Annotated in this window: 24 protein-coding genes; 13 read left to right on the top strand and 11 right to left on the bottom strand. The window is 70.2% G+C overall.

Annotation, left to right across the window (positions count from 1 at the left end):
- Positions 1-302 precede the first annotated feature (302 nt).
- Together AB0I59_RS26085 and AB0I59_RS26080 are read left to right on the top strand one after the other, a co-directional pair.
- Positions 303-557 carry a serine hydrolase family protein gene (locus AB0I59_RS26085; protein ID WP_358136894.1) on the top strand — a complete coding sequence of 85 codons (255 nt, stop codon included), beginning with the start codon at positions 303-305 and terminating at the stop codon, positions 555-557.
- On the top strand, positions 557-892 hold the full coding sequence (locus tag AB0I59_RS26080; RefSeq protein ID WP_358136892.1) for a transglycosylase domain-containing protein: 336 nt from the start codon (positions 557-559) through the stop codon (positions 890-892). Before AB0I59_RS26085 ends, AB0I59_RS26080 begins: the two co-directional genes overlap by 1 nt.
- An 80-nt stretch (positions 893-972) precedes the next feature.
- Here AB0I59_RS26080 and AB0I59_RS26075 read toward each other — a convergent pair whose 3' ends face one another.
- Positions 973-1,212 (bottom strand): hypothetical protein, encoded by a 240-nt coding sequence (locus AB0I59_RS26075; protein WP_358136889.1) that lies wholly within the window; start codon positions 1,210-1,212, stop codon positions 973-975.
- Between the two features lie 125 nt (positions 1,213-1,337).
- Between AB0I59_RS26075 and AB0I59_RS26070 the strand changes: the two genes are divergently transcribed.
- The gene (locus AB0I59_RS26070) at positions 1,338-2,054 is read left to right on the top strand and encodes a penicillin-binding transpeptidase domain-containing protein (protein WP_358136887.1); all 717 of its coding nucleotides are present in this window, start codon (positions 1,338-1,340) and stop codon (positions 2,052-2,054) included.
- A 164-nt stretch (positions 2,055-2,218) separates the two neighbouring features.
- On the opposite strand, the gene AB0I59_RS26065 is transcribed toward AB0I59_RS26070, so the two are convergent.
- A complete protein-coding gene (locus AB0I59_RS26065; RefSeq protein ID WP_358136884.1) occupies positions 2,219-3,379 on the bottom strand; it encodes an FAD-dependent oxidoreductase in 1,161 nt (386 codons plus the stop codon).
- A gap of 53 nt (positions 3,380-3,432) precedes the next feature.
- Between AB0I59_RS26065 and AB0I59_RS26060 the strand changes: the two genes are divergently transcribed.
- The 3 genes from AB0I59_RS26060 (at position 3,433) to AB0I59_RS26050 (ending at position 6,048) form a co-directional block, all read left to right on the top strand.
- Positions 3,433-4,125, top strand: coding sequence for a TetR/AcrR family transcriptional regulator (locus tag AB0I59_RS26060; protein ID WP_061254408.1), 693 nt, complete (start codon positions 3,433-3,435; stop codon positions 4,123-4,125).
- A gap of 199 nt (positions 4,126-4,324) precedes the next feature.
- On the top strand, positions 4,325-4,852 hold the full coding sequence (locus AB0I59_RS26055; RefSeq protein WP_358136882.1) for a SigE family RNA polymerase sigma factor: 528 nt from the start codon (positions 4,325-4,327) through the stop codon (positions 4,850-4,852).
- On the top strand, positions 4,849-6,048 hold the full coding sequence (locus AB0I59_RS26050) for a hypothetical protein (RefSeq protein WP_358136879.1): 1,200 nt from the start codon (positions 4,849-4,851) through the stop codon (positions 6,046-6,048). Before AB0I59_RS26055 ends, AB0I59_RS26050 begins: the two co-directional genes overlap by 4 nt.
- Positions 6,049-6,189: 141 nt before the next feature.
- On the opposite strand, the gene AB0I59_RS26045 is transcribed toward AB0I59_RS26050, so the two are convergent.
- Positions 6,190-6,351, bottom strand: a complete 162-nt coding sequence (locus tag AB0I59_RS26045; protein WP_435831074.1) for a zinc-binding dehydrogenase — start codon at positions 6,349-6,351, stop codon at positions 6,190-6,192.
- Positions 6,352-6,560: 209 nt separating this feature from the next.
- Between AB0I59_RS26045 and AB0I59_RS26040 the strand changes: the two genes are divergently transcribed.
- Both AB0I59_RS26040 and AB0I59_RS26035 read left to right on the top strand, forming a co-directional pair.
- Complete coding sequence (locus AB0I59_RS26040) at positions 6,561-7,172, top strand: TetR/AcrR family transcriptional regulator (protein ID WP_061254788.1); 612 nt, start codon at positions 6,561-6,563, stop codon at positions 7,170-7,172.
- Positions 7,169-8,080, top strand: a complete 912-nt coding sequence (locus AB0I59_RS26035; protein WP_358136877.1) for an SDR family oxidoreductase — start codon at positions 7,169-7,171, stop codon at positions 8,078-8,080. Before AB0I59_RS26040 ends, AB0I59_RS26035 begins: the two co-directional genes overlap by 4 nt.
- A 48-nt stretch (positions 8,081-8,128) precedes the next feature.
- On the opposite strand, the gene AB0I59_RS26030 is transcribed toward AB0I59_RS26035, so the two are convergent.
- A complete protein-coding gene (locus AB0I59_RS26030; RefSeq protein WP_061254401.1) occupies positions 8,129-8,614 on the bottom strand; it encodes an FBP domain-containing protein in 486 nt (161 codons plus the stop codon).
- Positions 8,615-8,692: 78 nt separating this feature from the next.
- Between AB0I59_RS26030 and AB0I59_RS26025 the strand changes: the two genes are divergently transcribed.
- A complete protein-coding gene (locus AB0I59_RS26025; RefSeq protein WP_061254398.1) occupies positions 8,693-9,292 on the top strand; it encodes a TetR/AcrR family transcriptional regulator in 600 nt (199 codons plus the stop codon).
- Positions 9,293-9,366: 74 nt separating this feature from the next.
- On the opposite strand, the gene AB0I59_RS26020 is transcribed toward AB0I59_RS26025, so the two are convergent.
- The 3 genes from AB0I59_RS26020 to AB0I59_RS26010 are packed head-to-tail and all read right to left on the bottom strand — an operon-like array spanning position 9,367 to position 11,345.
- Positions 9,367-10,032 (bottom strand): alpha/beta fold hydrolase, encoded by a 666-nt coding sequence (locus AB0I59_RS26020; RefSeq protein WP_358136873.1) that lies wholly within the window; start codon positions 10,030-10,032, stop codon positions 9,367-9,369.
- A 48-nt stretch (positions 10,033-10,080) separates the two neighbouring features.
- Positions 10,081-11,205: a YbfB/YjiJ family MFS transporter gene (locus AB0I59_RS26015; protein WP_358136870.1), complete on the bottom strand. Its 1,125-nt coding sequence runs from the start codon at positions 11,203-11,205 to the stop codon at positions 10,081-10,083.
- The gene (locus AB0I59_RS26010; RefSeq protein ID WP_358136867.1) at positions 11,202-11,345 is read right to left on the bottom strand and encodes a hypothetical protein; all 144 of its coding nucleotides are present in this window, start codon (positions 11,343-11,345) and stop codon (positions 11,202-11,204) included. Before AB0I59_RS26010 ends, AB0I59_RS26015 begins: the two co-directional genes overlap by 4 nt.
- A 77-nt stretch (positions 11,346-11,422) precedes the next feature.
- On the opposite strand from AB0I59_RS26010, the gene AB0I59_RS26005 reads away from it, so the two are divergent.
- Positions 11,423-12,022 (top strand): TetR/AcrR family transcriptional regulator, encoded by a 600-nt coding sequence (locus tag AB0I59_RS26005; RefSeq protein ID WP_358136864.1) that lies wholly within the window; start codon positions 11,423-11,425, stop codon positions 12,020-12,022.
- A gap of 18 nt (positions 12,023-12,040) precedes the next feature.
- Here the strand turns inward: AB0I59_RS26005 and AB0I59_RS26000 are convergent, their stop codons facing one another.
- The 4 genes from AB0I59_RS26000 to AB0I59_RS25985 all read right to left on the bottom strand — a co-directional run bounded on the left by AB0I59_RS26000 (position 12,041) and on the right by AB0I59_RS25985 (position 16,058).
- Positions 12,041-12,688: a response regulator gene (locus AB0I59_RS26000; protein WP_358136861.1), complete on the bottom strand. Its 648-nt coding sequence runs from the start codon at positions 12,686-12,688 to the stop codon at positions 12,041-12,043.
- Entirely contained in the window at positions 12,685-13,950 is a 1,266-nt protein-coding gene (locus AB0I59_RS25995) for a sensor histidine kinase (RefSeq protein ID WP_358136858.1), read from the bottom strand. Before AB0I59_RS25995 ends, AB0I59_RS26000 begins: the two co-directional genes overlap by 4 nt.
- 73 nt (positions 13,951-14,023) lie before the next feature.
- Positions 14,024-14,383, bottom strand: a complete 360-nt coding sequence (locus tag AB0I59_RS25990) for a hypothetical protein (protein WP_358136855.1) — start codon at positions 14,381-14,383, stop codon at positions 14,024-14,026.
- A 157-nt stretch (positions 14,384-14,540) separates the two neighbouring features.
- On the bottom strand, positions 14,541-16,058 hold the full coding sequence (locus AB0I59_RS25985) for a DUF1349 domain-containing protein (protein ID WP_358136853.1): 1,518 nt from the start codon (positions 16,056-16,058) through the stop codon (positions 14,541-14,543).
- 139 nt (positions 16,059-16,197) lie between these two features.
- On the opposite strand from AB0I59_RS25985, the gene AB0I59_RS25980 reads away from it, so the two are divergent.
- From AB0I59_RS25980 to AB0I59_RS25970, 3 genes are all read left to right on the top strand, one after another.
- Positions 16,198-16,362 carry a helix-turn-helix domain-containing protein gene (locus tag AB0I59_RS25980; protein ID WP_435831072.1) on the top strand — a complete coding sequence of 55 codons (165 nt, stop codon included), beginning with the start codon at positions 16,198-16,200 and terminating at the stop codon, positions 16,360-16,362.
- Positions 16,359-17,474 carry a sensor histidine kinase gene (locus tag AB0I59_RS25975; RefSeq protein WP_358136850.1) on the top strand — a complete coding sequence of 372 codons (1,116 nt, stop codon included), beginning with the start codon at positions 16,359-16,361 and terminating at the stop codon, positions 17,472-17,474. The genes AB0I59_RS25980 and AB0I59_RS25975 overlap by 4 nt, the downstream gene beginning before the upstream one ends.
- A gap of 370 nt (positions 17,475-17,844) precedes the next feature.
- A complete protein-coding gene (locus AB0I59_RS25970) occupies positions 17,845-18,273 on the top strand; it encodes a DUF6069 family protein (RefSeq protein WP_358136847.1) in 429 nt (142 codons plus the stop codon).
- The last annotated feature ends 1 nt before the right edge of the window (position 18,274 follow it).

Raw genomic sequence — 18,274 nt, 5'->3', positions numbered from 1 at the left:
GAGACCGGCCGGGTTCGGGGTCGAGGGACCGGCGGGCAGCCGTTATCGACAAGAGCGATCTTGCTCGCGTCCGTGGCCGCCGCGCTCAGCGCCGCCGCCCGGGGCGTGACCTCCTCCACCGCCGCCCACAGCGCGGCCACATCCGCATCCGTACCGTCTGCCCTGACAAGGCTCTCCAGAAGTGTTGCGACCAGCATTTATATGGAATTGAACATTGATTTCGTGCCGATATCACTATTGGACATCGTCTGATCGGGTCTGCTTTGCTCCTGCCTTCACGAATGACAGGCAAAGGACATCACATGCGAAACCTCCGCACCCGCCCGCTCACGGCAGCGTGGGAAGCCATCGCATCGACGATCTCGCTCCTTGCCGGTGGCGTGCTCGGCACGGTCTCGGCCTCGGCCTCCGTACGGGCGCAGCCGTCCGCCGAGCCCAAGCCCGACTCGCCGGTCACCGACAAGCACGTCAAGGACGGCCTGACCGTCGCTCAGCTGTATGGCGCGGCCATCACCCCGAGCGACACCGTCCCGGCCCGCGGGCTCGGCAGGCTCTGATGTCGCGTCGGGGAACGAAGATCGTACGGCTCGCCGCCGCGAGCGCGGCAGCGGGCGTGCTCGCGGCGGGGATCGTGGCCCCGGCCGGGGGAAGCGCGGCTCCCGGGTTCATGTCGGCGGCGGACGCGGTGGACCTCAGGCCGGTCGACCTCGTCGAGCCGCCGCCGGCCGAGGTCACGATCGTGCAGGACGCCAAGGGGGGCGAGATCGCACGCTTCTACGAGGAGTACCGGGAGGTCGTCGGCTTCGACAAGATCGCCGAGGTCATGAAGACGGCGATCGTCGCGATCGAGGACTATCGCTTCTACGAGCATGGCGCAGGCCGCCGCGGTTGAGCATCTCGAGGCGCGCTTCGGCGGTCGTGCCGAAGTACGATCAGGACCACGATCGACCCGGCCATGCAGGCAGCCGCGGATCAGGCGATCAAGAAGTATGTGCACGCCTCCGACGACCCCGTCGCCTCCCAGGCACTGGTCCAGCCGGGCACCGGAGCGATCAGGGCCATGGCGGCGAGCAAGCCGTACGGCAACAACACGGCCAGGAACGAGATCTCGTACAACCTGGTGGCGGACGCCGCGCACGGCGGCGGAGTCGGGTTCCAGGCGGGCTCCACGTTCAAGACCTTCACCCTGATCGGCGCGCTGAAGAAGGGCATGAAGCTCGACGACGGCCTGAGCGCGGGCGCCGGGTACCGGGCGCCGGGCTACTCGACGTTCACGACCCATCGGCGACCCGACGCACACGGTCACCAACGACGAAGGCTCCCCCGGGTGGAAGACGTTGCGGACCGGCACCTGGGGCTCGGTGAACACCTTCTTCATGGAACTGGAGCAGCGGGTGGGGCTCTGCGAGTCGGTCACCACGGCCAAGTCGCTGGGTATCCGCCGGTCGGACGGTCGCGGGCTGCAGGAGTACGAGACGTTCACGCTCGGCATCAACGAGATGGACCCGGTGACGGTGGCCAACGCGTACGCGGCGATCGCGGCGCGCGGCACCTACTGCGCGCCGATGGCGATCACCCGGATCACCGACCGAAGCGGAAAGGCCACCACGTACCGGCCGAAGTGCCGCCAGGCGCTCGACCCCGGGATCGCCGACGCCACGGCCGAGGTGCTGACCGGCGTGCTCACCAAGGGCACGATGCGCGGGGTGGGCGGCATCGGGCGCGACGCGGCGGGCAAGACCGGCACGACCGACGACTACGCCGCCGCGTGGTTCGCCGGGTTCACCCCGGACCTGGCCGCCGCGGTGAGCATCGGGGACCCGCGCGGCGCCCAGAAGCACAAGCTGATCGGGGTGACGATCGGCGGGCGGTACTACGGGGCGGTGGCCGGGGCCACGCTTCCCGGGCCGATCTGGAAGGACACGATGATCGGTGCGCTGAAGGGCGTGCCGCCGACGTCGTTCACGCCCGTCGACTCGGCCCGGTTCGAGGGGTGCTCCCAGGATTGCCGGCCCGCGCCGCGGTCCGCGTACGGCGCCGTCTCGACGCGGTAAGCCCGCCCACCCTGGCTCGCTAACGCCGCCGGCCGTTCGGTTGCCCGTCTCACCGCCCCGTGGCGGAGTTCGTATGGCGGGCGATATCTGCCAGAAGGAACCGCGGCGGTGCCGTGCTGCCCCGTGAAGCCGTGGCGAGCTGCTGGTGCTCTCGCGTTTGGCAGTCAGGATGGCTGAACTTCGTCGAAGAGGGCGAGGGCTTCGGTGGGGTCCGGGCTCACGAGGCGTTCCAGACCGGCCATCGTGATCTTGGCCCACCTGCCGGCCCGTGCCCACATCTGTTGCTCGAAGGCGCGGACGGCCTCGTCCAGATCGCCAGGGCCGGGGGCGGCGGTGACGGACTCGGCGAGTTCGGCGCCTTCCAGCATCGCAAGGTTCGCGCCCACCCCCAATGGGGGCATCAGGTGGGCGGCGTCGCCCAGGAGCGTCACCCCGGGGACGTGGGCCCAGGTGTGGGATACGGGCAGGACGTAGAGGGGGCGGTGGACGAAAGCGGTGCCGTGGCGGAGGAGGTCGAGGACGGGAGCGGCCCAGCCGTCGAACAGAGCCAGCAGGCTTGATCGCACGGCCTCGACGTCGGCCAGGTCCAGGCCTGCGCGCTGGTTCAGGCCCATATGCCGGTCCAGGTTCGTGTGCCAGTCCAGCGGCGCGCGGAACTGGGCGTGCACCTTGACGTGGCCGCCGCTGTTGCGCTGGGCGACGAGGTTGCGGTTCACGCCGAATACAGCCATGGAACCGTCGCCGATCAGCCGGGCGAGGTCGGGGTGGCGGGTGTCGACGTCGTCCAGGGAGGTCTCGACCATGGTGATGCCGGTGTAGTGCGGCGTCGCGGGCGAGACTGCCGGGCGGACCCGGGACCAGGCGCCGTCCGCGCCGACCACGAGGTCGAACGTCGCCTGTCGCCCGTCCGCGAAACGGACCAGCACGCCATCCCGGGTCCCCGGCACCACCTCCGTCACGCCCCGCCCCCACCGAACGTCCAGAGGGCCGAGCAGCAGGTCACGGAGTGTCCCGCGGTCGATCTCGGGATTGGCCCGGTCATCCGGACGGGGTTGCCAGTCGCGGAGGACGGTCCCATCCGTGTCCAGGATGCGCATGGCCTGCCCCTCGGGACGGGACAGGGCCTGGAACTCCGCCAGCAGCCCCGCCTTGCCCAGCGCGAGCTGGCCCAGCTCTTCGTGCAGGTCCAGCGTGCCACCCGGGGGACGGGCGTCGCGGGCGGGATCGCGTTCGAGGACGGTGACGGGGTGATCGTGCCGGTGCAGGACGCGGGCGAAGGTAAGGCCGGCGGGCCCGCCCCCAATCACGGCGATACGGTGTCTCATATGGATACACTGTATTTTGCCGATACGGTGTATCGCAACAGTACGATGTATCCATGACTGTGTGGGACCGGCCGGAGCCGCCGACTCGCCCCGCGCCGCTCGACCGGGAGCGAATCGTCGCCGCCGCCATCGCGCTGGCCGACGAGGGCGGGCTGGAGGCGGTGTCGTTGCGCAAGGTCGCCGCCCGGCTGGACGTCGGCCCGATGCGGCTGTACCAATACATCTCCACCAAGGAGGAGCTGTTCGACCTCATGGTGGACGAGGTCCACGCCGAGATCCTCCCCGAGGAGCAGCCCGGCGACTGGCGGGAGGTGCTGCGCACCCACGCCGACCGCACCAGGCAGGCCACTCTCCGTCACGAATGGCTGGCCGACCTGCTCGGCGGCCGTCCGACCCTGGGCCCGAACGCCCTCGCCGTGACTGAGGCCACGCTGGCCGCCCTCGACGGCCTCGCCGACCTCGACACCGTCATGCGCGCCGTGGAGACCGTCAGCGCCTACTTCACTGGCGCGATCAGGCGCGAGATCGCGAACCTGCGGGCCGAGCGCGCCACGGGCCTGTCCAAGCGCGACTGGCAGCGCGCCTACGGCCCGTATGTGAGCAGGGTGCTGGCCACGGGCCGCTTCCCCGCGCTGGCCAAGGTCGTGCACGACGGCACGGAGGTGGACGCCGAGACGTCCTTCGCGACCGGCCTGGACTGGGTCCTCGACGCCGTCGCCGCCAAACTCGCCCGGCCGTCGGCGTGACGCTCAGGATTTCCAGGTCCTATCCCCGGCACCGCATGACCCCGCCAGACTGCCCAGGAACGGATCCACGGCGACCATAAGTACGCAGCCATCACATGGCATCACTATTCAGTGCACCAAGACCTGGAAAGAGTCCCGGCCGATCCGGCCCAACCTTTCACCCGCTCGCCGACGTCGGTAACGGGCGAGAGGAGTTTCCTTGGACCACAATGACAGCTTCCGTGAGTTCATGGCCGCCCACCAGCGGTCGCTGATGCGGACGGCGTACCTGCTCACGGGAGATGCCCACCTCGCCGAGGACCTGCTGCAGAGCGTGCTGATCAAGGTGCTCGGGCGCTGGCCCGAGCTGGCGCACGTCGCCAGCCCTCAGGCATATGCCCGAAAGGCGCTGGTCAACCAGTACATCTCCTGGCGCCGTCGGCTGGTCAGGACGACCGAACTGCCGAGCGCCGAGCCGCCGGAGCGGTCTCACTCCAGCGAGGAGTCCACGATCGTCCGGCTCGCCATGCGGCAGGCGCTCGCGCAGCTGCCGCCCAGGCAACGGGCGGTGATCGTCCTGCGTTACTACGAGGACCTCACCGAGCACGAGACCGCGAAGCTGCTGAACTGCTCGATCGGCACCGTCAAGAGCCAGGCCCACCATGCACTCGCCCGGTTACGGGCGCTCGCGCCGGAGCTGGCGCCGAAGTTCGCCGAAATGGAAGACCTGAAGGGAGCACACCGATGACCTGGCTTCGAGACGCGCTGAACGACATGGCTGACGATGCGCCCCAGGTGGACCTGACCGAGCGCACGATCAGAACCCGCGAGCTGCGGCGGCGCAGGGTCGTCCCGATCGCGGCGGCCGCCGCGGTCATCGCCATCGCGCTCGCCGCGACGGCCGCCGTACGACTGCTGCCGGCGGAGCCGGACGCGGCCACCGAGCCCGGGAACGGGACGGTGACCGACCTGCCTGCACGCGGGGTGAAGTCGCTGAGCCACGCCTATATGACCCTCTGCCAGCCGGAGGACGGCAAGGTGCCGCCCGGGTGCGTGGACGGCGGTTGGCGGGTGGTCACCCGGAGCGGCAAGACCTACCGCGTGGCGCAGGCATTGCGCGGTTTCGACTCCGGGCGGACAAGCCCCCTGGCGATCAGCCGGGACGGAAGCAAGATCGCCTACTACGACGCCGAGGCCGGCACCTTCGCGGTGCGCGACCTTGCCTCCGGAGCGGTAGTGACGGCCCCGACGAAGGTGCCCAGAGCCTGGCTCGGCAGCATCGCCCATCTCCTGCTGTCAGACGACGGCCGCTTCGTGGCATTCACCAAGAGACCGCCGCTGAAGGACCCGGCCATGCTGTTCGACATGCGCGAGCGCATGGTCAGGCCGTTGCCGAACGGCTGGAACCCCATCGGCCTGTCCCCGGGCGGCGACACGATCACTCTGGCCGAGTACGCGCCCAAGACGCGGCTGCAGACCATCAGCCACCTCTGGCAGACGTCCACGGCGGGCAACGCGAGGACCGTCGACGTCGCCGGGCACTACCTGGTCGGCGGGCTCGGTCCCGATGGGAAGAGCATCGTCGCGGTGGAGAGCGTGGAGGTCCGCGGCACCGGATGCTTGAGAAGCGGTGAGGATCTTGTGCACCTGGACCCGGAAACCGGCAAGGTGCTCCGGAGGGTCCCCGTGCGGGGCCTGTCCATGACCGACAATTTTGTCTATCTGCGCAGCTGGACCGGCCCTCAGGAGATCACCGCCCTCGCCAGGCCCTTTGTGTGCAAGGAGAGCGACGTCAACGCCCCTGCCCCGAGCCTCGACCCTCCGTACGTTCCTTTCACGGCCTACGCGGTGAACGTCAAGACTGGCAAGGCCAGGAAGCTCACCACCTACACCGCGCAGCACTGGTTCAACCTCGTGCTCCCCGGCTTCCCCGGGACCCTGTGACGGGAGGGAGCGGGTCAGGCGCGGCGCCGTTCGGCGTCGGCCGGCACGCTGGGCGCGGCCCGGTGCTTCTCCGAGTCGCGCCCAGCGCCAAGGGGCGGGTCCCCAGCTCAGCCATGAGCGATCCTGCTTCGTAACGATGGGTCAGACGATGAGGACCACCTTGCCGCGCACGTGGCCGCTCTCGACAACGTGATGAGCGGCCACGGCCTCGCGTAGAGGGAACGTCCGGACGGGCAGAGTCAGATGGCCGGTCGCCGCCTCGCCGACGACCTCACGCAGGGCGGGGAGGGAACGGCCTCCCACGCGCCGCGCACGGCCCTTGTAGTGAGTAATCGCAGGTCAGTGATAGCTTCGTTGGATTTTCCGCGATTGCTACCGGGGCCCCAGATGGTGGCCAGACGTGCGAGCTGACCATCAGCTCCTCGGCCACGCGGCGGACATCCCGGCTTGCGATACGGCCCGGGGACCGATTTAATAAATGAACAGGCATTTATTAATGAGGGGAAGCAGTGGTGGCAGGACGTCCCCGAGGGATCGACGACGCGGCGATCTTGCGCGCGGCGGCCGAGGTGATCGGCAGGGTGGGCCCCGCGAAGCTCACCCTCTCGTTCGTGGCACGCGAGGTGGGGCTGGTCCCCGGCACGCTCGTGCAGCGTTTCGGGTCCAAGCGCGGCCTGCTCCTGGCGCTGGCCGAGCATTCCGCGAAGTACGCCGACGCACTGCCCGAGCGCGTACGGCGGGAGCACCGTTCGGCTCTCGCCGCCCTGGAGGCGCTGGTGACGGAGTCGATGGCCCAGATGGCCACGCCCGAGACCTTCGCCAACCATCTGGCGTTCCTGTGCATCGACCTCACGGATCCGGAGTTCCACGAGCACGCCCTGGCGGTTCATCTGGCCCAGGGTCGAGCGATCGAGGCACTGCTGGCGGAGGCCGTGTCGGCGGGCGAGCTTCGCGCCGGAACCGATGCCGCGTCCCTGGCCGGGACCGTACAGGCGATCGTCGCCGGGGCGGGCCTGACCTGGGCGCTCGACCGTCAGGGCACGCTGGCGCAGCGGCTCCGGCGGGAGGTCGCCACCGTGCTGTCCCCTCACCTGAACGACAGCATCGATCGGGAGGAATCATGATGTACGACGCACCGCCACTCGCCGGAAAGGTGGCCCTGGTGGCCGGGGGCACCCGGGGCGGAGGGCGGGGCATCGCCGTCGAGCTCGGCGCCGCGGGCGCGACGGTCTACGTCACCGGCCGCAGCAGCGCCGCAGGACGCTCCGACCTGGGGCGTGCGGAGACGATCGAAGAGACGGCGGAGCGGATCACCGCCGCCGGCGGCGTCGGCATCCCGATCCGGACCGACCACAGCCGCCCGGATGAGGTCCGCGCCCTCGTTGACCGGATCGCGGCCGAGCAGGATGGGCGGCTGGACATCCTGGTCAACTCCGTGTGGGGCGGCGACCCGTTGACCGACTGGGAGCACCCGCTCTGGGAGCAGGACCTGGACACCGGCCTGCGGTTGCTGCGTCAGGCGGTCGAGACCCATGTGATCACCAGCCGTCACGCGCTTCCATTGATGGTCACGTGCCGGACCGGTCTGGTCGTGGAGGTCACCGACGGCAACACCGCCCGCTACCGCGGGTCGTTCTTCTACGATCTGGCGAAGGCCGCGGTGATCCGCCTCGCCGTCGCGCAGGCGGCCGAGCTGAAGCCGTACGGCGTGGCGGCCGTGGCGATCACGCCGGGTTTCCTCCGTTCCGAGGCGATGCTCGACCACTTCGGGGTCACCGAGGACAACTGGCGGGACGGCGCGGCGAAGGACCCCAACTTCGCCCACTCCGAGACACCGGCGTACCTCGGCCGGGCGGTCGCCGCGCTGGCCGCGGATCCCGACATCATGCGCAGGACCGGGCGGGCGCTGGCCACCTGGGATCTGTACAAGGAGTACGGGTTCACCGACGCCGACGGCACGCAGCCGGATTTCGCCGCCCACTGGGCCTCCGCCCTGGAGGCCGACTACGGACCGCTCGGCGAGCCGCTGTAACGGCGTCGCACCCCCAACGCGCGAGGCCGGGCGCGATGGGGACGTCGATCACTGGGTCACCTTCTGGAGGAACTCGGTCACGTTGGCCGCGGTCCTGTCGATCTTCTCTTCGAGTGTGAGTGACTCGGGCATCCGCCCACCTGGCCCGACGTCCTTCTTGCCACGCAGGTAGAGGGAACAGGCCAGGTCGGTGCAGATGTAGGCCCCCACGGAGTTGCCGTCGCCGCTGGTGCGGCGGGCGGTCAACAGCGCCACGCCATCGCCGGTGTGCGTGGTCAGGCAGAGCGAACACATGCTGCGCCGCGCATGTCCGGCATGCGGGGTGGCCCGTCGCAGCGCCACCCCGACCAGCCGGTCACCGTGCTCGGCGACCAGGTAGGCACGGCCGGGGAATGAGGGGTCTTGCCAGCCGAGGAAGTCCAGGTCGTCCCATGGCCGCGCGTCAAGGTCCCTGGGTATGACGAGGCGTTTGGCCTCGCCCTTGGTGCAGTTGACGAAAGAGGCGCGGATCTCGCGCTCGGAAATCGGTCTCATAGCCGAAAAGCTATCCACCGTATATTGCAGCAGCAACTCATTATGTATATTGCTAGGAGTCCTAGGAAGCAGGGTGCCATGGCGCGTGCCGGAGTGACCGTCGAACGGCTGGCTGAGGCGGCGGCCGAACTGGCCGACGAGGTGGGATTGGAGAACGTCACCGTCTCCGAGCTCGCGCGCAGATTCGGCGTGAGGGACGCGAGTCTGTACTCACACATCAGGAACGCGCACGAGCTACGGGTTCGGGTGGCCGTGCTGGCGCTGGCCGAGCTCGCCGACCGGGTCGCGGCGGCGCTGGCCGGCCGGGCGGGCAAAGACGCACTGGTCGCCTTCGCCAACGCCTATCGTGACTACGCCAAGGAACACCCCGGCAGGTACACGGCGACGCAGGTCGAACTCGACCCGGAGACCGCTGAAGCGAGCGCGGCGCGCCGGCACTCGGACATGACGCGGGCGATCCTCCGGGGCTACTCACTCGCGGAGCCCGACCAGACCGACGCGGTCCGGTTGTTGGGCAGCACCTTCCACGGGTTCGTGAGCCTGGAACAGGCAGGCGGCTTCCGCCATCATCCTCGCGGCGCGGACGAATCCTGGAGCCGGGTGCTCGACACCGTCGACGTGGCGCTCCGCAACTGGCCGGCACATGCGAGCGATGCCGACGCGGGCCGCGCCCCATGACGGGGCGCCTGCCGTCCGAAGGTGTCTCCAACGCCTGATCCGCAGGAGAGTTGCCGGATCCCGGGTGAGCGAGGTCAGCCGGCGTCGAGCAGGATCTTCAGCACCTCCAGCGGCGCGTCCCGCATGAGGTTGTGCCCGCCGTCGAGCGCGTACGTCGTCCACGCGGAATCCTCGCGCAGCCGTTGGTATACGGGGGTGAACGGAGATTCGCCGTCCCACCCGGCGGCGTACGCGTAGATCCGGCGCCGGACCCGCGTGAGGTCGCCGGCCAACCGGATCGGCTGGAACAGCGAGGCGAGCGGGTGGGGTGTGGCCCGGGTGTCGAAGAACGGCAGTGGTCGTACCGCGTAGCCGCTCGCGGTCACGTCCGTGTACCACTGTCGCTCGCGATCGGTGACCAGGCTCCAGCAGGAGTCGCCGTCCCCGGGCACCATGGCGTCCAGGTACACCAGGGCGTTCACCCGGTCGGGCATGCGGTCGGCGACTCCTGTGATCACCATTCCCCCGTAGCTGTGGCCGACCAGCACGGCATCGTGGATGTTCTCGGCCGCCAGTACCCCGGTCACGTCCTGAATGTGCGTGTCGAGATTCACTCCGCCATGCAGCAGGTGGCCGCGTTCGCTGAGTCCGGTCAACGTCAGCGGGTGGGCGCGGTGTCCGTGGGCGCGCAGCCGTTCGGCGAGTTCGTCGAAACACCAGCCGCCGTGGCACATGCCGGGGATCAGAACGAAGGTTGCCATAGTCGTACTCCTTATGGTTGTCGAAATGGTTGTCGAACAATCCGGGGGTCAGGGCGTTGCGGCCACGCGCGAACGACTCGCGGTCGTGGCGATCAGAGCGGCTCCGGCGCACAGGATGGCGGTCCAGGCCAGGGTGGCGCCGGTGAAGGTGTGATCGGCGAGGAGCCCGGCGAGCCACGGTCCGGCGGTCTGACCGGCGGCGAACACCGTGGTGAAGGCCGCCAGCGTGGCCGTCCATTCCGCGGGCGGCGTGTTCGCCTTGATGAGCGCGGTGACGGCGGCGGGCACGCTCATGAACGTCGCCCCGTAGACGACCGCGGAGGCCAGGACGACCGGCAGTGCCGAGGACGCCAGGGCGAGCGCCGCTCCACCGGCGAGGAGCACGAGCAGCGTGGCGAGGGCCCTGCCGCCGGGCCAGTCGGTGATGGGCCGACTCCACAGGAATGGCGCCAGCACGACGGCCAGCCCCAGCACCGTCCAGGTGAGCGTCACCTGCGCGATCGACGCGTGCCGGTCCGCGAGGTAGGCGGACAGGAAGGTGATGTACGTGATGTATCCGGCGGCGAACAGCAGGTAGGCCAGGGCCATCCGCCACAGCGGAAGCATCCGCACAGTGCCGGCCGGGGCGTCTTCACCCTCATCGGTACGTGCGGCGGACCAGCTGACCAGTGTCGCCAGACCCGCGGCGGCGCCGAGGCCGACGCACGCCAACTGCCAGTGATCACCCAGCGCCGGGATGGTCGCGCCGCTGAACACGATGCCCAGCCCGGCACCGGCGAAGTAGACGACGATGGGCGTGCTGGAGGCGATGCCGGTCGCGATGCGCGCCGCGATCACCCCACCGCTGATGAACACCAGTGCCCCCGCCATCCCGGCGGCGGCCCGCGCGGCCAGCTGCGCCGGAAAGTCACCACTAACCGCGGTGGCGGCCAGTGCCACCGCGGTGAGAACCATCCCCCAGCGGAAGGTGGCGGTGGCGCCGAGCCGGCGCTGGACGGCGGGCGTGACCAGTGCGCCGACCAGGTAGCCGAGCCCGTTGGCGGCGCTCATCACCCCGGCTTCGGTCAGGCTCCAGCCCAGGTCGTCGCGCATGGCCGGGATGAGCAGGCCGTACGCGAACCGCGCGAGCCCGAGCGCGGAGGCGGTGCCGAAAGCCAGCCGCAGCGCCCTCATAGGTACCGCAGGGGCGCGAGCCCGGCCGGCCGCCACGATTCGCCGGCCACGTCCATCTCGGCGACGAGGAAGGTCATCGCGGGCGTGGTGGCCGAAATGTCCGGGTCGCGAGGCGGGTGGGCGGCAAGCGGGTCTGTCATCGAAAGCTCCAAGGTCGAACCGATCGGTACGATCTCGACGCTAGCAGCCGATCGAACCGAGCGGTACCATCTCTCTCATGCCAGTCGCGAAAGGGTCGACGATCGACCCGGCCTGCACCCGCGCCACCATCGTCGAAGCGGCCATGCCGCTGCTGTACGAGCGCGGACTCGACGGCGTCGGCGTCGCCGAGCTATGCGCCCGCGTCGGCGTGTCCAAGGAGACCCTCTACCGACACTTCGGCACCAAGGACGGGCTCATCGAGGCGGTTCTCCACAAGCGCAGTGAACAGGTGACGCGGTGGCTGGCCGGGGCAGCCGCCGCCGCCGGGGACGATCCCCGCGACCAGCTCACCGCGGTGTTCGACGCCCTGCGGCAGTGGTACGACGAGCCGGTGTTCCGCGGTTGCGCGATGCTGAACGCGGCCGCCCAGCACCATGTCGAGGCCGTACGCGCCATCACCGCGCGTCACCTCGACCGCTACCTGGAGCTCCTGACCGGCATCGCCGAACGAGCCGGAGCCGCCGATCCGCACCTCCTGGGGCGGCAGCTGCTCATCCTGGTTGAGGGCGCCACGGTCGTCGCCGCACATCAGGATGCGGTGGGCGCGGGCGATCACGCCCGCCAAGCCGCCCTCACCCTGCTGTCCACCGCCTCCCGGACAAGCCCTCCCGCCTAGACAAGACGGGGGGACGGTTCACGGACGCTCGGGAGCGAGCAGGCCGCGGTTGTAACCTTCCGCGACCGCGGCGGCACGGTCGTTGACGTCAAGCTTCGCGTAGATGTTGAGCAGGTGCGTCTTGACCGTGGCCTCGGTGATGAACAGCCGGGCGGCCGCCTCCCGGTTGGTGTGGCCTGCCGCGACCAGGCGCAGCACCTCAAGCTCGCGCCGGCTCAACGGGCCGGTCGACGGCGCCGGGGCGCGCAGCCGGCTCATCAGGCGGGCGGCGACCGACGGTGAGAGCGCGACCTCGCCGCGGGCGGCCGCGCGTACGGCGCGCAGCAGTTCGTCCCGCGGCGCGTCCTTGAGCAGGTAGCCGGTGGCGCCGGCCTCGATCGCGGGCAGCACGTGGCTGTCCGTGTCGTAGGTGGTCAGCACGAGCACCCGGGCCGGTACGCCGCGCCGGGCCAGCTCGCCGATCGCGGTGACGCCGTCCATGCCGGCCATCCGCAGGTCCATCAGGATCACGTCCGGCCCGAGCGCCTCGGCCAGTCGGACCGCCTCGGCCCCGTCCGCCGCCTCGCCGACCACGGTGAACTCGGGGTCGCGGGCGAACATGCTGCTCAGCCCGTCCCGTACCACCGGGTGGTCGTCGGCGACGAGCAGCTTGATCGGGTCACTCACGAAAACACCTCCGGCGCCTCGGCGGGCAGGCAGGCCGAAATCCCGGTTCCACCTCCCACCTCCGATTCGATCTGCAACGTGCCCGACAAGGCCTCGATCCGCTGCCGCATCGCCACCAACCCGAAGCCCCCGTCGCGCTCGACCCGTGCGGTCGGGTCGAAGCCGCGGCCGTCGTCGCGGACGTCGAGGGCCACCTGATGGTCCATGTAGGAAAGGGTGAGACCGACGCGGCTGGCGGTGCCGGCATGCTTGGCGACGTTGGCCAAGGCCTCCTGGGCGATTCGTAGCAGGGCGACCTCGGCCTCCGGACGCATGCTGCGGGTTTCGCCGGTGATGGTCACCTGGGCCGGGATGCCGTGGCGGGCCGACCACGTGGCCGCCACCTCGGTGACGGCGTCGGCCAGGCGGCCGGTCTCCAGCGGCTCCGGGCGCAACTCGTTCACCGAGCGCCGCGCCTCGGTCAGGCTCTCCCGGGCCAGCGCGGTCGCCGCCGCGTGGTGCCGGCGCCAGGCGGCGGGGTCGTCGGCCGCGTGCTCGGCCGCCTGCAACTGGGTGACGATGCCGGTGAGGCCCTGGGCCAGGGTGTCGTGGATCTCCCGGGCCATCCGGGCCCGCTCGTCCAGGACGCCGGCCGCGCGGGCCTGCTCGACCAGCCGTTCCTGCAGCGCCGCGTTTTCGGCCAGCGCCGCGGCCAGCCGCGCGTTGGCCTCCCGGGCCTCGCGCAGCGCCGCCTCCCGGGAGGCGTAGTACCGCGCGCCGATCTCGCCGATCCAGGCCAGCAGGCACATCGGCGCGATGTTGACGACCAGGATCCCCAGGTACTCCAGTCGGCCGACCCAGGAACCGGTGTCCAGGCCGGCCGACTGAGCAGTGCCGGCCACCACCCCCACGCCGGCGATGAAGTACAGCTCGCGCGGCCAGCCGATGATCCGGTACGCGTAGAAGTACAGCGCCGGCGTGTATAAGCCGAACCACGGATTGCGCAGGACCATGACCAGCCCGAACAGGATCAGGCCGGCCAGGAAGACACCCATCAGGCCGATCCGGTCGCGCCATGCCGGACGCAGCGTGAAGAGCGCCAGGGTCCACACCGCGGCCGCCGCGCAGAGCGCGAGGTCGATGGCGAGGGAGCCCGGCCGGTCGTGCTTGAAGGCGATGGTCAGGGCGGCCATGACGGCCAGCAGCACGTACGGAACCACGGTGACCATGGGTCGCAACCGCTGTTCCCAGCCCGCCGGCCCGGCCATCTGCCAACTCTGCATCGCGCACCTACTCCCAGCGGGACAATCTAGCCGCCACGGCTCTCGTGGAGGTTCTCCACCTCGATCACCGCACTCACGGCCGGACCGCCCGGCGCCGGTTGATCTGCACGACGACGGCCAGCAGGAGCAGGCCGCAGACGCCCTGCTCGAGCTTGAACCAGAGCGGGAACGTGCCGGGCAGCGCGATGATCACCACGATCGCGACCAGCATGACCGCGGTGACGACGCGCAGCCGCAGCAGCATCCGGCGGTCGCCGCGGGCCGCCCGGACCGCGAGGAACAGCGTGACCAGCGAGGCGGCGGCGACGATGGTGCCGCGGATCCAGACCGCGGCGGTGACCATCGTCGCGTCGTGCCGGAACACGATCATCGCCACCAGCGTCAGCAGGCTGACCACGGCGTACCCGCTGATCAGCCAGACCACATTGCGCATTTCAGTGTGCCTCCGTCTCTTCGTTCGCCGACGGGAATCAGCGTCGCAACGGAGGCACCTCATGCGGATCGCCCGATCTTCCGAGCGGGCGGTGGAATCGGCCGCTCGCTCACACGGTGGAGCGACTCCACCGATCGGTGGAGTCGGATCGGTGGAGTCAGAGGGATGCACGGTGTACGGCTATCGCCGCCCCGAGGGCGAAGGCGGCATATCCGCAGGTCACGGCCAAACCCGCCCATGGCGGGAGCGGGTAATAGCCCCCGACCAGTGACGGGCCCACGTCCACATGCGCGAACGTGGGGACGCTCTGCGTGATCGCGAACCCGGCGGCAGGGGTGATCGTCAGCAGCCACGGCGCCAAGCCCGCGGTCGCCAGCAGGTAGGGCACGACGGCCAGCGCGATGGCCAGCCCGACGGCGACGACGGCCCGCTTGACCAGCGCGGCGAGGCCCAGAGCCAGCACGGCGGCGGCCGCCGTCAGCGCCGCGTAGCCGACGATCACCCGCGACTCGGTCGCCAGGGTGATCGGCTGGATCGGGTTCTGATTCGCACGCAACATCGCCAGGCCGACAGGGACCACGACCCCCGAGGTCACCAGCCCCGCCACGAACGCGACCGCGCCGACCACCGCGGCCTTGGCCGCCAGCAGCCGCGCCGGATGCGGCGCGACCGGCGGGCCGGTCCTGATCAGCCCGCGCCGGTGTTCTCGTGTGAAGAACGTGACCGCCACCATGAGCACCGGGATCAACCCCACGGCCCCGCCGATCAGCATGAGGTCGGCGCGTACACCACCCTCCACCGTGGCGGGCCCGATGTCACCACCCCCGGTCACGATGAGCTTGTCGCCGGACTCGACGACCCCGCCCGGGTGATGCGGGGTCGTGCCGTCGGACTCCATGGAGACGCCGACGTCGTCGCGGCGCCACGAACCGTTCGCGACTTGCGGCGTGATCTGGTCGAAGGTGGCGGTGACCTGGGCGAAGGCTTGCGCCATATCCCACAGCGCGCCTGGCGAGGTGGCGAACAGCCCGATCTCGACCGTCTCCGGCAGTCCGGTCAGCTTGACAGTGCTGACCTCGGTCCACGTCTTGCCGTCGTCTGACTCGTAGCCGCTGATGGTGTCGCCCGACCTGGTCAGCCGCAGCCACTGCGGGCCATTGTGAGGACCGCCGGCCACGTCGTGGATGTAGTTGTACTGCATCCGCACGCCGTGATCTCCGGTGAGCATGACGGCGGCATACGGTGTGCCCTGCTTGAGGCTCTCCCTGACGAGGAGCCCGGCCTTCGCCCACGGCACCACCCCCTCCGTGACGTTGCGCACCCCGGGTACGGCGTCCGGCAGCCGGATCTGCCCGGTCATGTCCGACACACGGGCGGTGATGCCGCCGTTCCCCTTGAGCGGCTGGTGCACGAAGTAGTACTTGTCCCTGACCGCCGTGCCATCGGGTCCCAGCAAAGGCGCGGGGCAGGGGCCCTCACCCTTCCCGGTCACGCACGTGCTGCGGACGCCCCCGGCGATCAGCAGTCCGAGCGACACGGTGACCAGCACGGAGAACGCCATGGCGAGCACCCAGCCGCGCGCGGTGCGGAACGTGGTCCACTCCGCGCGCAGCACCTGGGAGAAGCCGTCCCGCTCGGCCCGCTGGCTGGATCGGTAAGGCGTGAATGGATTCATGCCGACGGTTGTACGGAGCACCCGGTTCCAACCGGGTCGCAGCCGCTGCGACCCGGCTGGAACCGGGCATCTGGCATCGTGAAGACATGGCACCTCAACCCGGCCGACCCGCCCGCACGACGACCGGCGGTGGGCGGCGGTGAGGGTCCTCGTCGTCGAAGACTTCGAGGTCCTCTGGGACGAGGCCGCCGACCCCTTCAGCAGCGCCGTCAAGCACACCATGCACCGGTTACGGGCCAAGCTCGGCGACCCTCCCGTGATCGAGACCATCCGCGAAGGCGGCTACCGCATCGGACCGTCATGACCACCCGGCGGCTCGCCAGAAGGTCCTTGCACAAGCGGCTCGCACTCGCCTACGCGGCGGGCATCTACGCCGCCGGAGTCTTCGTGCTCGTCCTCGTCGACATTCCGCTCGCCAGCATCCAGGCAGCCAGACCCAACGGCCCTCCCTCATCGACCACGGTCACCGAAACCGGGCCCGGGATCAGCCTGCCCCAACTCCTCGCCGGATCCGCCGTCGCCCTGGTCGTTCTGATTCCCATCGCGCTGGCTCTCGGCTGGTACGTCGCCGGCCGGTTCCTGCACCCGCTGCGCGCCATCACCGCCACCGCCAAAATCATCTCCGCCGGCAACCTCCACCGGCGCCTCGACCTCGGCGAGCCCACGGACGAGCTGACCGAACTCGGCCACACCCTCGACGACCTGTTCGCCCGCCTTGAAGCCTCCTTCGACGCCCAACGCCACTTCGTGGCCAACGCCTCCCACGAGCTGCGCACCCCTCTCGCCGGCCTGCGCACCCTCCTTGAGGTCGCTCTCGCCGACCCCGACGCCGACACCGACACCCTGCGCTCGGCCTGCCAGGAGGCCCTCGCTCTCGGCGCGCACCAGGAGCGGCTCGTCCACGCACTGCTCACCCTGGCCACCAGCGAACGCGGCGTCACCCGCTGGGACACCCTCGACCTCGCCCACATCGTCGAAGGAGTGCTCGCCTCCCGCCGCGACCAAGCAACGGAGACAGGCGTCGACCTCGCCGAACACCTGGCGCCCGCAGTTACCGCCGGGGACCCGAAACTGATCGAAAGCCTCGTCGCCAACCTCATCGACAACGCCATCCGCCACAACCACCCAGACGGACACGTCGAGATCACCACTCAGACCTCCGGCACGCAGGTCGCCCTGACGGTCACCAACACCGGGCCGGTGATCCCCGGCGACCAGGTCCAGCGCCTGTTCCAACCCTTCCAAAAACTGGCTTCCCATCGTCACGGTCGCCGCGACGGCTACGGCCTCGGCCTCGCCATCGTCAACGCCGTCGCCCGAGCTCACCACGCCACCCTCACGACCAGCGCACGCCCCGAAGGCGGCCTGTCCATCACCGTGCGGTTCGCGCACGGATCTCATCCGGACCTTCCCTAACGTCAGAGGACGACCACGTAGGGGCCCCGACTGTGGCCGGGGCGCATGTGCTGCCAGAACAGCGGGTCAGGCCGCGCCGGTCGGCCGGGATGAGCGGGCCGGCCCACTCGGGTTCGGCCGGCACGTCCTGCGACATCAGGGTGTCGACGCGCGTGGCCCCGCTGGTCCCGCTCGGCATGCGCGCGACATCGACCAAAGTCGTAGCTCGGCTCTACCGGGGTCGAACTCGCCGCGGCCACGCGTCCGATGCGGCGACCACCTCTCGACGGCGACGCTGTTGCGCGTGAACCACACGGGACCGGCCGCAGACGCCATCAGTGGATGGCCACGAGAAGGCCCGCCCGTCCTCCAAGTAGAGAGAGGAAAAGGCGTGTTACGCGAAACCACTTCCACTCAAGCCGTACCGGGGCGTACCGGCCGCACCGCCATCCGGCGGGCACTGACCGTGGCCGGTGCGACGGTCGCGGCACTCGTTCTCTGGACGCTGGTCGGCCCGGTGGCCGGCATCGGACTGACCGTCCGACTCGACGGGGCGATCCAGTCCGTCGGGGCGGGTTCGGTCGCCGCGGCGAGCCTGGTCGCCGGTCTCGCGGCCTGGGCGCTGCTCGCGTTACTGGAACGCCTGCTGAAGCGGCCGGGTCGGACCTGGACGGTCATCGCGATCGTGGCGCTCGCGCTGTCGCTGACCGGACCACTCGCCGCCGTCGACACCGCGGGCATGGTGGCGCTGGGCGGAATGCACCTGATCGTGGCCGCGGTGCTCATCCCCGGCCTGGGGCGCTCGGCGAAGGCCTGGTGAC

The organism is Microtetraspora glauca (genome assembly GCF_040656155.1).
Taxonomy (GTDB): Bacteria; Actinomycetota; Actinomycetes; order Streptosporangiales; family Streptosporangiaceae; genus Microtetraspora; species Microtetraspora glauca.
This window is presented reverse-complemented; position numbering and strand designations above follow the sequence as displayed.

Bases quoted from the DNA above. Each gene is read 5' to 3' on its own strand.
- AB0I59_RS26030 (WP_061254401.1), bottom strand. From the start codon at position 8,614: ATGAGACCGATTTCCGAGCGCGAGATCCGCGCCTCTTTCGTCAACTGC.
- AB0I59_RS26010 (WP_358136867.1), bottom strand. From the start codon at position 11,345: ATGACAGACCCGCTTGCCGCCCACCCGCCTCGCGACCCGGACATTTCG.
- AB0I59_RS26035 (WP_358136877.1), top strand. From the start codon at position 7,169: ATGATGTACGACGCACCGCCACTCGCCGGAAAGGTGGCCCTGGTGGCC.
- AB0I59_RS25975 (WP_358136850.1), top strand. From the start codon at position 16,359: ATGACCACCCGGCGGCTCGCCAGAAGGTCCTTGCACAAGCGGCTCGCA.
- AB0I59_RS26005 (WP_358136864.1), top strand. From the start codon at position 11,423: ATGCCAGTCGCGAAAGGGTCGACGATCGACCCGGCCTGCACCCGCGCC.
- AB0I59_RS26050 (WP_358136879.1), top strand. From the start codon at position 4,849: ATGACCTGGCTTCGAGACGCGCTGAACGACATGGCTGACGATGCGCCC.
- AB0I59_RS26015 (WP_358136870.1), bottom strand. From the start codon at position 11,205: ATGAGGGCGCTGCGGCTGGCTTTCGGCACCGCCTCCGCGCTCGGGCTC.
- AB0I59_RS26085 (WP_358136894.1), top strand. From the start codon at position 303: ATGCGAAACCTCCGCACCCGCCCGCTCACGGCAGCGTGGGAAGCCATC.
- AB0I59_RS26065 (WP_358136884.1), bottom strand. From the start codon at position 3,379: ATGAGACACCGTATCGCCGTGATTGGGGGCGGGCCCGCCGGCCTTACC.
- AB0I59_RS25995 (WP_358136858.1), bottom strand. From the start codon at position 13,950: ATGCAGAGTTGGCAGATGGCCGGGCCGGCGGGCTGGGAACAGCGGTTG.
- AB0I59_RS26080 (WP_358136892.1), top strand. From the start codon at position 557: ATGTCGCGTCGGGGAACGAAGATCGTACGGCTCGCCGCCGCGAGCGCG.
- AB0I59_RS25990 (WP_358136855.1), bottom strand. From the start codon at position 14,383: ATGCGCAATGTGGTCTGGCTGATCAGCGGGTACGCCGTGGTCAGCCTG.
- AB0I59_RS25985 (WP_358136853.1), bottom strand. From the start codon at position 16,058: ATGAATCCATTCACGCCTTACCGATCCAGCCAGCGGGCCGAGCGGGAC.
- AB0I59_RS26075 (WP_358136889.1), bottom strand. From the start codon at position 1,212: ATGCCCTTCTTCAGCGCGCCGATCAGGGTGAAGGTCTTGAACGTGGAG.
- AB0I59_RS26020 (WP_358136873.1), bottom strand. From the start codon at position 10,032: ATGGCAACCTTCGTTCTGATCCCCGGCATGTGCCACGGCGGCTGGTGT.
- AB0I59_RS26060 (WP_061254408.1), top strand. From the start codon at position 3,433: ATGACTGTGTGGGACCGGCCGGAGCCGCCGACTCGCCCCGCGCCGCTC.
- AB0I59_RS26025 (WP_061254398.1), top strand. From the start codon at position 8,693: ATGGCGCGTGCCGGAGTGACCGTCGAACGGCTGGCTGAGGCGGCGGCC.